This is a genomic window from Humisphaera borealis (assembly GCF_015169395.1).
Lineage (GTDB): Bacteria > Planctomycetota > Phycisphaerae > Tepidisphaerales > Tepidisphaeraceae > Humisphaera > Humisphaera borealis.
The window spans coordinates 2,784,985-2,798,543 of sequence record NZ_CP063458.1; the positions used below are offsets into that span (position 1 = coordinate 2,784,985).

The 13,559-nt window shown below is 62.9% G+C and carries 11 protein-coding genes; 8 read left to right on the forward strand and 3 right to left on the reverse strand.

The features are described from left to right. Positions 1–2: 2 nt before the first annotated feature. The gene (locus IPV69_RS10395) at positions 3–992 is read right to left on the reverse strand and encodes a GHMP family kinase ATP-binding protein (protein WP_206295045.1); all 990 of its coding nucleotides are present in this window, start codon (positions 990–992) and stop codon (positions 3–5) included. Positions 993–1,479: 487 nt separating this feature from the next. Between IPV69_RS10395 and IPV69_RS10400 the strand changes: the two genes are divergently transcribed. After that, positions 1,480–2,280, forward strand: coding sequence for a dolichyl-phosphate beta-glucosyltransferase (locus tag IPV69_RS10400; RefSeq protein ID WP_206295046.1), 801 nt, complete (start codon positions 1,480–1,482; stop codon positions 2,278–2,280). A 229-nt stretch (positions 2,281–2,509) separates the two neighbouring features. After that, positions 2,510–3,277, forward strand: coding sequence for a class I SAM-dependent methyltransferase (locus tag IPV69_RS10405; protein ID WP_206295047.1), 768 nt, complete (start codon positions 2,510–2,512; stop codon positions 3,275–3,277). Between the two features lie 117 nt (positions 3,278–3,394). Here the strand turns inward: IPV69_RS10405 and IPV69_RS10410 are convergent, their stop codons facing one another. Together IPV69_RS10410 and IPV69_RS10415 are read right to left on the reverse strand one after the other, a co-directional pair. Next, on the reverse strand, positions 3,395–3,877 hold the full coding sequence (locus IPV69_RS10410; protein ID WP_206295048.1) for a hypothetical protein: 483 nt from the start codon (positions 3,875–3,877) through the stop codon (positions 3,395–3,397). A gap of 281 nt (positions 3,878–4,158) precedes the next feature. Further along, on the reverse strand, positions 4,159–4,647 hold the full coding sequence (locus IPV69_RS10415) for a hypothetical protein (RefSeq protein WP_206295049.1): 489 nt from the start codon (positions 4,645–4,647) through the stop codon (positions 4,159–4,161). A gap of 113 nt (positions 4,648–4,760) precedes the next feature. Here IPV69_RS10415 and tgt point away from each other — a divergent pair, with 113 nt between their 5' ends. The 6 genes from tgt to IPV69_RS10445 all read left to right on the forward strand — a co-directional run bounded on the left by tgt (position 4,761) and on the right by IPV69_RS10445 (position 13,398). Further along, positions 4,761–5,915 (forward strand): tRNA guanosine(34) transglycosylase Tgt, encoded by a 1,155-nt coding sequence (tgt, locus tag IPV69_RS10420; protein WP_206295050.1) that lies wholly within the window; start codon positions 4,761–4,763, stop codon positions 5,913–5,915. A 211-nt stretch (positions 5,916–6,126) separates the two neighbouring features. Then, the gene (gene yajC, locus IPV69_RS10425) at positions 6,127–6,540 is read left to right on the forward strand and encodes a preprotein translocase subunit YajC (RefSeq protein WP_206295051.1); all 414 of its coding nucleotides are present in this window, start codon (positions 6,127–6,129) and stop codon (positions 6,538–6,540) included. A gap of 123 nt (positions 6,541–6,663) precedes the next feature. Continuing rightward, positions 6,664–10,242 carry a protein translocase subunit SecD gene (secD, locus tag IPV69_RS10430; protein WP_206295052.1) on the forward strand — a complete coding sequence of 1,193 codons (3,579 nt, stop codon included), beginning with the start codon at positions 6,664–6,666 and terminating at the stop codon, positions 10,240–10,242. A 211-nt stretch (positions 10,243–10,453) separates the two neighbouring features. Then, a complete protein-coding gene (locus tag IPV69_RS10435) occupies positions 10,454–11,311 on the forward strand; it encodes a LysM peptidoglycan-binding domain-containing protein (RefSeq protein ID WP_206295053.1) in 858 nt (285 codons plus the stop codon). Positions 11,312–11,587: 276 nt separating this feature from the next. Continuing rightward, on the forward strand, positions 11,588–11,944 hold the full coding sequence (locus IPV69_RS10440) for an ATP-dependent Clp protease adaptor ClpS (protein WP_206295054.1): 357 nt from the start codon (positions 11,588–11,590) through the stop codon (positions 11,942–11,944). A gap of 215 nt (positions 11,945–12,159) precedes the next feature. Further along, the gene (locus IPV69_RS10445; protein WP_206295055.1) at positions 12,160–13,398 is read left to right on the forward strand and encodes a phospholipase A; all 1,239 of its coding nucleotides are present in this window, start codon (positions 12,160–12,162) and stop codon (positions 13,396–13,398) included. The last annotated feature ends 161 nt before the right edge of the window (positions 13,399–13,559 follow it).

The following is a 13,559-nucleotide window of genomic DNA, read 5'->3' on the forward strand; positions in this document are numbered from 1 at the left end:
CCCTACGAAATCACGGTCCGCGTTCCTTCGAAGTCGAACCGGAACCGCACCTCGCGAAGCCCTGCCTGCGTCAGGGCGTGTCGGAGCTTGGTCTTGTCGTCGGCGTAGAACATCAGGAACCCGCCGCCGCCGGCACCGATCACCTTCCCGCCGACCGCGCCGTTCTCCATCGCCAGCGTGTACCAGCGGTCGATGTCGGGGTTGCTCATGCCGCCGGACCGCTTCTTCTTGTGCTCCCAGTGGACGTTCATCAGGTCGCCGAACTTGTGAAGGTCGCCAATCTCCAGGGCCTCCTGGCTCTGGTAGCCCAGCTCTTTGACGAAGTGCAGGTTGTCGATCATGTCCTTGTCGCTGACGCGCGACTTCTGGTCCTGGTCCTTCAGGATGTGGCTCGCGGAGCGGCTGTAACCGGTGAAGAACAAGAGCAGGTTGTCTTCCAGGTTGTAGAGGGTCTCGTTGTCCACCTTGAGCGGGGTCGCCTCGACGTGCCCGTTGGGGAGAAACTGAAAGCACGTCAGTCCGCCGTATGCGGCGATGTACTGGTCCTGTTTCCCGATGGGCTCGCCGAGCTTTTCGATCTCGATGTGGCAAGCCTGCTCGGCCAGCGCCTGGGGCGGGACAATATTCTTTTTGTACGAGTGCAACGCCTTCAGCAGCGCGGTGGTGAAGGACCCGCTCGATCCAAGGCCCGTGCCGGCCGGGATGTCGGCCATGCTGGTGAGTTCGATGTGCGGCTCGCCGTCCCCGCCAACACCGACCAGCTTCAAGGCCTCGCGAATGATCGGGTGCTGGATCTCCTCGACGGAGTTGGCGTGCTCCAGCTTGGAATACTTGATGATCAAACCCTTCTGGAAGGTTTGGTGCAGCGTGATGTAGACGTACTTGTCGATCGCGGCGGCGATAAGGAAACCGCTGTGTTTGCGGTAATAGCTGGGCAGATCGGTGCCGCCCCCGCCGAGGCTGATTCGCAGCGGGCTTCGAGTGATGATCATGCGTTCTCCCGGAAACTCCTTAAAGCAATCCGGACGATACAACAACCCGATTCGCTTTGCGAAGGTTCCCCGCCTGCAGAAGGACACCGGCTCAACTTCCGGGAAGTACCTGAGCCGCCGGGGGAACCCATTTCGTGCAGGTTGTCCGTTGTGCGCCGGGCGACATCTGCGGTATACGGCCTACGGTGGCGTTCGGTGTAATGCCACGATCCGTGGTGGCGTCTGAACCTGTGAAGACGGTCGGTACTTCTTGAACGATCCAGCAAATCCCATACAATCGTGCCAACCACCCGACCTTAAAGTCGTACTTCCGACCTATTGGAATCATTCAGGAATCCAGCACGCGAGAAGATCGGTCCGATAAGGAGATAGGATCGGGCGACTCCAGGACGTGCTGGGACGTTTCGGTGCGACGCCTTTTACTGCCCGCGAAGAACCCGCAGGCACCCGCGCTGCAAGGCTACAACCCGCCGAAGGAGCAAGCTTTATGTCAGGTCCGCTGGGCCACCCCTTACTCAGCATCGTCGTTCCCGCTTACAACGAGGTACAGCGGATTCGGCAGACGCTTCGAGACATGCAATCCTATCTGGACGCCAAGGGTTACGACTACGAGATCATCGTTTCCGCCGACGGCACCGACGGCACCCGCGAGGCCGTCGCCGAAATGGCGTTGACCGATTCGCGGCTTAGCGTCATCGGTTCGCCGGAACGCCGTGGCAAGGGTCGTGGCGTTCGCGAAGGGATGCTGCGTGCCAGGGGTCTGTACGTGGGCAATGTCGATGCGGATTACAAAACCCCCATCGACCAGCTCGAACGGATGATGCCCTTCCTGAAGCAGGGTTACGACGTTGTCATCGGGTCGCGACGCGCCGAAGGCACCCTGATCGAAAAGCAGCAGCCGCTCTACCGCCGCATGGGATCCAAGGGCTTTGCGATCGTTATGCGTGGACTGGTAGGGCTTTACGGCATTAACGACACGCAGTGCGGCTTCAAGTTTTTCAGCCGTCGGGCGGCGATCTCGCTGTTCAGCAAGCAAAAAATTGACGGCTACATGTTCGATGTCGAAATCCTTCGACTCGCCCGTCAGCAGGGAATGCGTATCCGCGAGGTTGGCGTCCGCTGGGCAGACGACGGCGACACCCGGTACAACCCCATCGGCGGAACGATCAAGAACGCGAAAGAGCTCCTACGCATCCGGTTTATGCGGTATGATGACGCCGTCGATCAGACGCCCGCCGCTCAACCAGCACTCGCCGGATCGCCTTCCAGTGCCAAGGTCGTTCACTGAACGGCTGGGACGGTGTGTCACCAGAGTGAGTGTCACCAGATGGTCCGGTTCAGGGGCGATCACAGAACTCCCGTGACCGATGCAATCCAGTTCAGCAGTGAGTAATCCTATACCACTCTCCACCCTCCAAACCTCCGACGAAATCACCGGCTCGATCTCTCCGGAAAACGACTCCCCCGCTTTATCGCCGGTGAAGCCTCTTGCACCGGCTAGGCTTCTGAATGGCAACGTGATCCACCGAGAGATTGCCGATACCAACACCCGCCCGGCTGCCGTCGCATCCAAGTGGCCCAAAACCTTTCCGCCCCTAACGCCTGAGCAGCAGGTCATCAGCGATGACTTCATGAAGGCCTGGCATGAGGTGCTGCCCAGCAAGTATGGCGTCGTCGAACGGTTCAACCACGGCTACGCCGTCTGGCACGCACCAAAGCAATTCACGCGTACGCTCGAAATCGGCGCCGGCCTCGGCGAACACCTGGAGCACGAGCAGCTCACGCCGGAACAGCGCAAAAACTACTACGCCTTGGAACTCCGGCAGAATATGTCGGCCGAGATCGCCCGCAAATACCCCGACATCCAGTCGATCACCGGCGACTGCCAGGAACGCCTCGATTTTGACGACGGCTACTTCGACCGCATCCTCGCGGTCCACGTTCTGGAGCATCTACCGAACCTGCCCGCCGCCATCCGCGAGGCGTACCGCCTTTGCAACAAGCAGACCGGTGTGTTTCAGATCGTCATCCCCTGTGAAGGCAGCCTGGCATACTCCGTGTGCCGCAAGATCTCAGCGCAGCGGATCTTCGAGAAACGGTACCCCGGCCAGAAGTATAAGTGGTTCATCGAACGGGAACACATCAATCTTCCGGACGAAATTCAAGCCGAACTCGCGCCCTACTTTGAGCCTCAACAGCGCAGCTTTTTCCCGCTGAAGGTCCCCTTCAAGTTCTGCAATCTCTGCATCGGCCTGACATTACGGCCCCGGGCCAGCGTCGGCTGATAGGGATTCTGCGCTCTGGCTTTCGCTCCCCCACCATCTACCGCCGTCATACGCCCGGAACGCGCGGCAAAAGAGAGCCAGCCCAGTTGGCGACGCCGACTGGGCTGGCAGCCATGATTACCGGTGGTGCGCCGGCAACCCGAAAACGGTAATCACTGAACTGCCGCCCGAGACGGACCGGTAGTGAACGCGAACGCGTTTGACGTCGCGATCGTTGCCCGGGAGGTCGATCAGCCGGGTCTGTTCGCCGTCGCGAAACCGCGACGACGTCTGCGGCTCGAACGCCGAGTCGTCCTCAAACGTCACGCGAATCTTCTCGACGATCACTTCGCCGCGATCGACTTCAAACAGAATGCCCTTAAAGCGCTGCTTCCCGCGGATTTCCAGGAGCTGGTTCTTCTCTTTCTTGTCGTTCGCCTGGAACGTACCGATGCGAACCAGATCACTTTCCCTGTAGTAGCGTGTCGGCTGGCCGGAGTTATAGCTGCCGTTGTAGCGGTCGTCGTAGCGGCCGCTCGAGCTGCCGCCGGACTTGGTATCGAAACAGCCGGCAACAGGGAGGGTGGAGAGGGCGAGAATGAAAGCCAGAGCGCGATTCATCGGTTTTACTCCGCAAGTTGGTTGGGTCTTCCGTCCGGAAGTTTAACGACGGCGACCGAACATGGAATGAAAAATTTCGTCGCTGGAAGCCACCGGGTGTGGCCATTTCTCCAGACGGCCATTGTGGTGCGGGCTTTCAGCCTGCATCTCCGCTGCACAAACATCGTTTGTTCGATACCGCCCGGAAAAATGGTCACGCCCAAGCCACCCGGAGGAGACGGGCATCTTCTTCTCCGGGTGGCGTGGCAACAAGTGCTGTATGAAGATCCGACGGCCGGCGATCAGTTCGCCGGAACGCCATACGCCTCGATGATCGAAACGCCACGGGTCAGCGACTGGTAGCGGATGCGAATCCGCTTGATCTCCCGGGCGTAACCGGGAAGGTCGATGCGGCAGGTTCGGTCGCCTTCGTTGAATACGACCTTTGTCTCCGGCAGGAACGAAGAGTCGTCACCAAACGTGACACGGATCCGGTCGATCGCCACAGCTCCGCGTTCCACCTTGAACACGACAGCGGTGTAACGCTGCCGATCGCAAACTTCGAAGACGTCGTTCTGGTATTCGTCCCCGCAGGTGGATACCGCGCCAAGACGGAACATCCGCGGTGCATAACGGCTGTCGCGACCATAGTCCTGACGGTAGTCCTCCCGCGGCGAAGGGCCGCGATCTGTGAAACGCGGAGTACCGTAGCTGTAGCCGGCCTGCAGCGGGACGGCGGACATAAGGGTCGAAGCGGCCAGGGCGGCGGCGATAAGGGTCTTGATACGCATGGTCCAAACCAGTTCTTTCTCGTCCGATAACGGACGGCCTGCCGGTGTCAGGACGACGTTTCGACAGGCGCGAGCTTGAGTCGGAAGGGTTCGGGACATACAAGGCGTCACGCATGACGCCGGTTTCCGATGTTCCCGTCCGCTATCAGCTCATCCGTAAAGACACTCTTTCCGGGGCGCGGTTGGGGCGCGTGACCACCCCGAATGGGGCATTCGATACCCCCGCCTTCATGCCCGTCGGCACGCAAGGAACGATCAAAGGCCTGTTACCGGACCACGTCGCCGCCACCGGCAGCCAGTGCATCCTGGCCAACACCTATCACCTGATGCTTCGCCCGGGCGAGAAGACCGTCGCCGCCCTCGGCGACCTACACAGGTTCATGGCCTGGCCGGGGCCGATCCTGACCGACTCCGGCGGTTTCCAGGTCTTCTCGCTGGCCGACATCAACAAGGTCACCGACGAGATGGTGGTCTTCAAAAGCCACATCGACGGCGCGATGGTCGAGCTGACGCCGAAGCGCAGCATCCACGTACAAAACGACTTAGGCGCCGATATCATCATGGCGTTCGACGAATGCCCGCCCGGCGACGCCCCGTGGGAAGTCCAGCGCCGCGCCGTCGATCGCACCCTCCGCTGGGCCGAAAAGTGCAAGGTCGCCCACCAGCGGCCGACCGAACAGGGGCTCTTTGGCATCGTCCAGGGTGGCGTCAACGAAGACCTTCGCGGGGAATGCGCTCAGAAGCTGATCGAAATGGACTTCCCCGGATACGCCGTCGGCGGACTGGCGGTCGGCGAGGGGTTCGACGCGATGAAGAAGGTCCTCGGGTTCGTCACCCCGATGCTGCCGGAAAACAAGCCCCGCTACCTCATGGGCGTCGGTTTCCCGAGGGATATCGTGACGGCGGTGCTGACGGGGATCGACATGTTCGATTGCACCATCCCCACGCGCAACGGCCGCAACGCCTACGCCTTCACCGCCGCCGGCGCCATCCGCATCCGCAACAGCCGTTTCACGAAGGATACCGGCCCGATCGAGGAGGGCTGCGACTGCTACGCCTGCCGCACCTTCACCCGCGGCGCGATCCGCCACTATTTTTTCGCGGGCGAGATGCTTGGCCCCATGCTGGTAAGTCTGCATAATATTCGGTTCTACCAACGGCTGATGGCAGACCTGAGGCAATCCCTTGCCGACGGAACCTTCACCCGGTTTGTAGAAAACGACCCACGCTGCCGGCTCGGACCGGCAGCCCCGGCGGAGGACGTGTAAACGATCGAGCCCCCGATGACATCGGGCGCCGTTGCACAGGTCACCTGGTCCTGTGTCCACCACAGACACGATGTCTGTGCCACGGCGCTTTCGTCTCGGGCTCGATCGTTTTTGTCCCCACACAGTTTGATTGTCCCAGACCGTCGCACGCGCGGCACGGCGTCCGCGCCGACCCGCCCGGCGAGGTCTGCAAGAAACGGAGAGTCTGTCGGTGAACGGTTTGATCGCTACGGATGCTGTCGTCTCCTTTACCAGCCTGTTCGGCAATTCGCCTTGGGGCGTTGTCGCGCAGGCCACCGGCCCGTCCACCAAGCCCTTCCTGGTGGGCCTGCTCGAAACGCCGATGTTCCCGATCTTCGTGATCATCCTGCTGTTGTGGGTGTTCATGTTCCGCTCCAAGCGCAAGGAGGACGCCAAGAAAAAGGATCTTCTCAATGCCATCAAGCGCGGCGACCGGGTGCAGACCATTGGCGGCATCCTTGGCAAGGTCGTCGAAGTCGAGAAGGAAAAGATCCTGCTGAAGGTGGACGAAAGCTCCAACACCAAGATCTGGTTCAGCCGTAACGCCATCTTCCGCGTCGTCGGCGAGGAAAAGGCCGAGGCCGCACCGGCGGCCAAGCTGTAGTCCCGGAGGCGTAACGAGGAAGGTGGCAGACGGAATCCGGGCACGGCCTTCACGCCCGCCTCGTCCCACCTGTTCGTCCTTCGACCCTGATTTCCGCATCCTAGTTCTTCAAGTTGAGTGGTTATGTCGCAGAATTACTCCGGCCGCATTTCGCTGATCCTCTTCGTCCTGCTGGCGGCGCTGGTGGCGATCTTCTGGCCGTCACTGGCCAATCCGTCAGGGGTTGCGTTCAACGGCAACGTCCCGTTGTCGCAGAAGCTCAACCTCAAGCCCGGCATCGATATCGTCGGCGGCACCAGCCTGCTGTACGAGATCAAGGTCCCCGAAGGCGGCTCGCCGTCGCCGACGCTCGCCGAGGACGTCACCAAGGCGCTCAAGAAGCGTGTCGACCCCAACGGCGTGCTCAACCTGATCTGGCGTCCGCAGAACCCCAACAAGCTGGAAATCCAGATGCCGCTCAGCGGCGCCAGCAGCGAAAACGCCCGCCGGACCAAGGCGCTCGAAGACGCCGGCGCACAGCTGGAAGCGACCAACGTCCGAATCAGCGAAGCGATGGTCTGGGTGGAACGCGGCGGCGAGCCCGCTGCGTCGGCGACGACCGCACCGGCGACTGCTCCCACCACGGCTCCATCTGCTGCCCCTCGTTCGATCGCCAAGCTCGACGAACTGAGCAAGGGAAGCTCGGCCCGTCGGCAGATCCTGCTCGACCTGGCCGCCGCCTACGACGCCATCCGCCAGGCCGATGCCGCCATCGCCGCCGCCCGCCAGGTGTCGCGCGAGCACACGGAAAAGACCGGCGAGCCGGCGACGGCAGAGATGCTGGCCGCCGCGAGCAAGGCTCGCGAAGACCGCGAGGCCGCAGACAGAAAGTTCAATTCCCTTCAGGACGATCTGACCGCGACCAACCGCTCGCTGGCGGAACTGTCCCGCCTGGTCTCGCTCAAGTCCGACGCCCAGCGGAAAGAGCGACTCGCCGCTATCAAGACCGCCGACGCTGCCTATGCGCAGCGTATCGCCGCTCTAGACGCCTACGTTTCCGCTGCCGACGCGATCGCCAAAGCCGGCGGCGGCCTGGAAAGCGCGACCGACCTCAAGCGTCTGCTTCGCGGTTCGGGTCTTCTCGAGTTCCACATCCTGCCCGATCTCTCGGCGCAGGAACTCACCGACGCCCAGCACCCCGGTGGCTACCAGGACTGGGTTGTTCAGCTCCAGAAGTTCGGCCCGCGGGGCGCACCCGGCGACAACTACCGCTGGTTCGAAGTCGATAATCCCGAAGAGTTCAAGGGCGGCGGCCGCATGGTGCCCTACGACGGCCGCCAGTGGGTGCTTGCCTCGGTTCGCAGCACCGACTCGCTCGACCGCGAAAGCGGCGACTGGAAACTGGTCGACGCACGCCCTGAAGTCGATCCTCAGAGCGGCGGACGCGCCGTCCGATTCGGCTTCGACCGCCTCGGCGGACAGCTTTTCGGCACCCTCACCAGCCGCCACGTCAATAAGGCGATGGCGATCATGCTCGACGGTCGGCTGATCAGCGCCCCCAATATCAACAGCGCCATCACCGGCGGCACGGGAACCATCACCGGCGGCGGCAAGGGCGGCTTCGCACCCAAGGAACTCGAGTACCTCGTCAGCATGCTGTCGGCCGGCTCGCTTCCCGCCCAGCTCGATGACGAACCCATCTTCGAACGCACCGTCGGACCCCAGCTCGGCGAAGACAACCTCCGCAGCGGCTTGATCGCCTGCAGCCTGGGCCTCGTCATCGTCGCGATCTTCCTCGTCTCCTATTACTACCTCGCGGGACTGGTCGCCTTCATCGGCGTTCTGATGAACCTGGTCATCCTCCTGGGCGCGATGGCCGCGATCAATGCCACCTTCACGCTCCCCGGTATCGCCGCGATCATCCTGACCGTTGGCGGCGCGGTGGACTCCAACGTGCTGATCTTCGAACGCCTGCGTGAAGAACAACACCGCGGCCTGCCGATCCGCATGGCGTTGCGCAATGCCTACGACCGCGCGTTCAGCGCCATTCTCGACTCGAACATGACGACGCTGATCACCAGCTTCTTCCTGATCATGTTCGGCACCGAGGAAGTCAAGGGTTTCGGCATCACCCTCATCATCGGTATCGTCGCCAGCCTGTTCACGTCGCTCTACGTCAGCCGCACCATCTTCGGCGTCCTGATCGACAAGTTCGGCGTGAAGAAGCTCGGCAGCCTGCCGCTGTCGATCCCCAAGTGGGACGAAATGCTTCGTCCGAATATCCGCTGGACCAAGCTTGTTCCCCCCTTCGCGATCTTCAGCGTGGTGTTCATCGTCGCCGGCTGCATCCTGTTCGGCGTTTACGCTGGCCGCGGCCAGGTGATGGACATCGAGTTCGCCGGCGGCACCGCCGTTACGTTCGAAACCACCGAAGCCAAGGACCAGTCCACTGTCCGCGGCTGGATGGCCGACCAGGAGAAGAAGAACCCGCTGGGTCTGCCGGCACCGCAGGTCGTGCGCGTCGGTACCGACGGCCGCACGTGGGAAGTCACCACCGCCAGCACGGACGCAATCAAGGTCCGCGAGGCGGTGCTGTCGGCGGTCGGGAACAACCTCAAGGCGGACCTGCCGAGCAAGTTCCTCGGGCTGGGCCAGTCGATCGAGAAAGTTCCCTTCGCGTCGCGCACCTGGACCGAAGCGGCCTCGCAGCCGACCACGCCCATCGTCATCCCCATCACCCCCGACAACCTGCTGGAACGCAGCAAGACCGTCTGGCCCGGCGGCGCGATCCCCGAACAGGCCCGTCAGTACGTCGGCGGTGCGGCGATCGTGCTCCGCCAGCTCGACCCCCCGATCAAGGCGTCCGAAATCGCATCCCGCATCAACCGCCAGAAGCTGCAGGTGCACACCGGCGGCAGCAACATGACGGTGACGTCTGACTTCACGGTGGTCGGCGTCGGCGGCAGCGACCAGCCGGTCCGCGAGGCGATCCTCCTGACCAGCGAACAGAACGTCGATGCCCGCAAGGACGAAGCCAAGTGGCGCGCCAACCTCGTCTCGCCGCTGTGGGAACTTGCGCAGGTCGCCGTCTCCAGCCCGCCGCAGCTGCAGCAGGTCAAAAACGTTAACGCATCGGTCGCCGGCGACACCAAGAAGGACGCCACCATCGCGCTGATCGCGTCGCTGGTGTTCATCATGGCGTACATCTGGGTTCGCTTTGGCAATCTCAAGTACGGCACCGCGACAGTGTTCGCACTGATCCACGACGTGCTGTTCTGCTTCGCCGCCCTGGGTTTTGCCCACCTGCTGTCGGGCAACGCGCTCGGCGAGGCATTGCAGCTTCAGCCGTTCCGCATCAACCTGACGCTGATCGCGGCGATTCTGACGATCATGGGCTACTCGATGCTCGACACGATCGTGGTGTTCGACCGCATCCGCGAAATCCGCGGCAAGTACGGCCACGTCAGCGCGACGGTGATCAACGACGCCGTCAATCAGACGCTGTCGCGAACGCTGCTGACCGCCGGAACGACCATCATTTCCGTGGCGATCATGTATTTCATTGGTGGCGAGGGTATCCACGGCTTTACATTCGTCCTCTTCGTCGGCATATTGGCAGGAACTTACTCCTCCATCGCCATTGCGTCGCCGATCCTGTTGGTCGGCAGCAAGGCGGAGGACGCTCCGGCCAAGGCCCGGGGCACGGCAACCGTGACGACCTGACGGCTGCCGGGGAGGGGCGCGGGCATGTAGGCCCGCGCCGTCCGTTGCGAAGCGAGGGATCGCTTCGCGGGTCGAAAATCTAAGCAGGCGGATCTGGCACGCACGTGCCGAAAGTCATCCGCCTACGGGAAAGGATGCCCGACATGCGCAGGACCTACGTCTCGGTCTCGGAATTGGTGCGCTCGCCCTTCTGTTCGCGGTCACGTTCCTCGTGGTCCGCAATCACACGGAGAACCAGGCGAACCTCGAAGTTGAAGGTACGCCGGTGGCGGTCAGCGACGGTTCTGCCACGCCACCCGTCGCCAACGTTCCTGCCGTTACGGGTGTCGGGGGGGCGAAGGTATCGACCGTCATCCTCCCTCCGCTGCAGCCGGTCGCGCAGGGGACTGCCCAACCCAAGCCTGCCGCCGATCCGTTCGATCGTCGCCCCGCCAATACACCCGCCGCGCCGCCGGCTGCAACGGTCGGCGGTCCGAGGCGTTCGACGAACAACTGGGATTCGCTGCTCGCCGAGGGCCGGCGCGAGCCGGTGTCGTCGGCGGCGCTGAACCATACGCCCCCGCCGTCGGTCACCGCCGATCCCATCCGCCAGGTCACGAACGTCGAGCCGATCGCCCCGCGCCCGGCACAGGTTAGCGGCCTGCTCTCCACCGCCACCGGCAAGCCTTACGTCATCCGCCAGGGCGACACCTTTTCGTCGGTCGCGAAACAAGCCTACGGTGCCGAGAAGTACTACCTGCAGATCGAGCAGGCCAACCCGAACGTCAACACGATGCGACTCAAGCCGGGACAGCAGATCATCCTGCCGGAACTGCCCGCCGAGGCTCGTGCCACACGCACTCGCACCGGCCCGTTCAATCACGAAGGCGACAACCGCCCCGTCGACAGCCGCACCGAGTATCGCGTCGATACCGGCGACAGCCTGTATCGCATCTCGATGAAGCTCTACGGCACCCCGCGGATGTGCGATGCGATCTACGAAGCCAACCGCGCCGCGATCGGCGAGAACCCCGACCGGCTGCGGCTGGGCATGATCCTCCGCGTGCCCCGCGCACCCGACGGCAAATAACCGAAACAGTCGTCTGCCGCGCCGGGCGTGACCAGTGTCCGGGCGGCAGGGAACAAACGGCGTTTGTGCGGCGGAAATGCAGGCTGAAAGCCCGCACCACAATTGCCGCCCGGAAAAATGGTCACTCCCGCCATGCCCACTCGCAGGACAAATCCATTGGTGTTCTGCGGCGAGGCGATATAATCTCCCCGTCCACGACTCCGGCCGACCGGATCCATCCTTCATTTCGGATGGGTCTGCAGGCCTGGTCGGGTCCGATCTTTGGAGATTCGTGTCATGGCCGAGAAAAGCAAGCAGGACGAAAAGGAATCGGCCGGGGGCGACAAGGGCGGCTCCACGGCGACCGTTGCCCCCAAGAGCAAGACCAAGCCGACCCCCCGGAAGAACCCGCCGGGCCTCCTCCCACTCTGGAAAGTGCTGCTTCACAACGACGACAAGAACAACGTCGTTTTCGTCATCGAGACGATCGTCGAACTCACGCCGCTTAACGTCCAGGACGCCGAGGAACGCACCGTCGAGGCTCACAAGTCTGGCGTGTCGCTCCTGCTCACCACGCACAAAGAACGCGCTGAGCTCTATCAGGAGCAGTTCACCAGCAAGGGGCTTACCGTAACCATCGAACCGGCGAAGTAGGTCCGCGCCGCATGCCGGCACGCGGCATATCGCATTTCCCGTGTAGCCGGCGGGCTCGCCCGCCGCACAACCGCCGCCCCAGCCACACCCGCACAATTCCGCGGACATTGCCCGGTCCGCTTTCAGCGAGCTCAGGCTATACACGACCTGCGGACGATCGTCCGCGGTCGTTTTCTTTTTGTACCCCGCTTTGTCCCCAACGGCAGAGGTTTGCCATGCCGCGACTGTTCGCTCCGATCGTGCTGATGGCGATTTCATTGATGACCTCCCTTTCGCACGCGCAAGTGGTGACCACCGTCGCCGCCCCCGCGACCGACCCGCCGCCGGGAACCCCTGCGACGCTGACCGTCTACTTCCTGAATACCGGCCGCCAGCCGACCGCGGTCGAACCGCCGGCGACCATCGCCGCCCGGCTGCTGGCGCGGGATACAACAATCGACGCCGTCCTGACCCGCCGGGGAAACGAGGGCTCCTCTATCGTCGCCGGTGGCGCATTCCGGGCGGTCAACTACGACCTGCCGGTGCCGGCCGACGCCGCGGGAACCGTCGCCGTCGAGCTCTTGTCCCCCGGCTCTCCCCGGACGGCACTGACCATTGCTAAATCGCCCGCCAACGCCGTCGCCGCCACGCGCAGTACCGTTGGAACCACCCAGCCGACGTTCGGTCTCGGCCGCGAAACCCTGCCGAACGAACCCGCACTGCCGCCCAATGATTCCGGCATCGCCGAGGCGATCCTGCCCCGGTTCAGCGCCCACGAGCCGATCTACTTCGTCGCCGGCCCCGACCGACCCAACGCCAAGTTCCAGGTCAGCTTCAAGTACCAGATCTTCAACCCCGAAGGGTCGTGGTCGCAGGCGTTCCCGCCGCTCTCGGGATTCCAGCTCGCCTACAGCCAGACCTCATTCTGGGATCTGGAAGGCGACAGCGCGCCTTTCCTCGACAGCAGCTACCGCCCGGAACTTCTCTGGAGCGCCAAGGACTGGCGGATCGAAGATTCAGTCGTGTCGCGACTGGGCCTGCAACTGGGCATCAACCACGAGAGCAACGGCCGCGACGGCGCCGACAGCCGAAGCCTGAACGTCGCGTACATCCGCCCGAGCATCACGCTCGGCGAAACCGACGGCCTGTTCTTCACCTTCGCGCCCAAGATCTACACCTACGTCTTCGGCATGGACGCTACCAACGACGACATCGCCGACTACCGCGGCCACGTGGATCTCAAGGCGGTCGTCGGCGAGCGCGACGGCCTGCAACTGGCCGTCATCGGGCGGGTCGGCGACGACTGGGACAAGGGGTCAGTGCAGTTCGACCTCAGCTATCCGATGCGCAAATTCTTCAACGACAACGTCGACCTCTACCTCCACGCCCAGTACTTCACCGGCTTCGGCGAAAGCCTGCTCGACTACAACGAATCGACCAACCGCTTCCGGCTGGGTGTTTCGATCGTCCGGTGAACCACGATGCACGGGTAGGATCGCGCCCTCCGCTACGCGTCGCGGTTAACCATTCCGGACACGATCATCGTTGCACCGCAAATGTCTCACTGGATCACGCGTATCCCGCAGAATGACACGCGGCTCCGTAACAAGTAAAAACTGACAACTGACAAGGGACC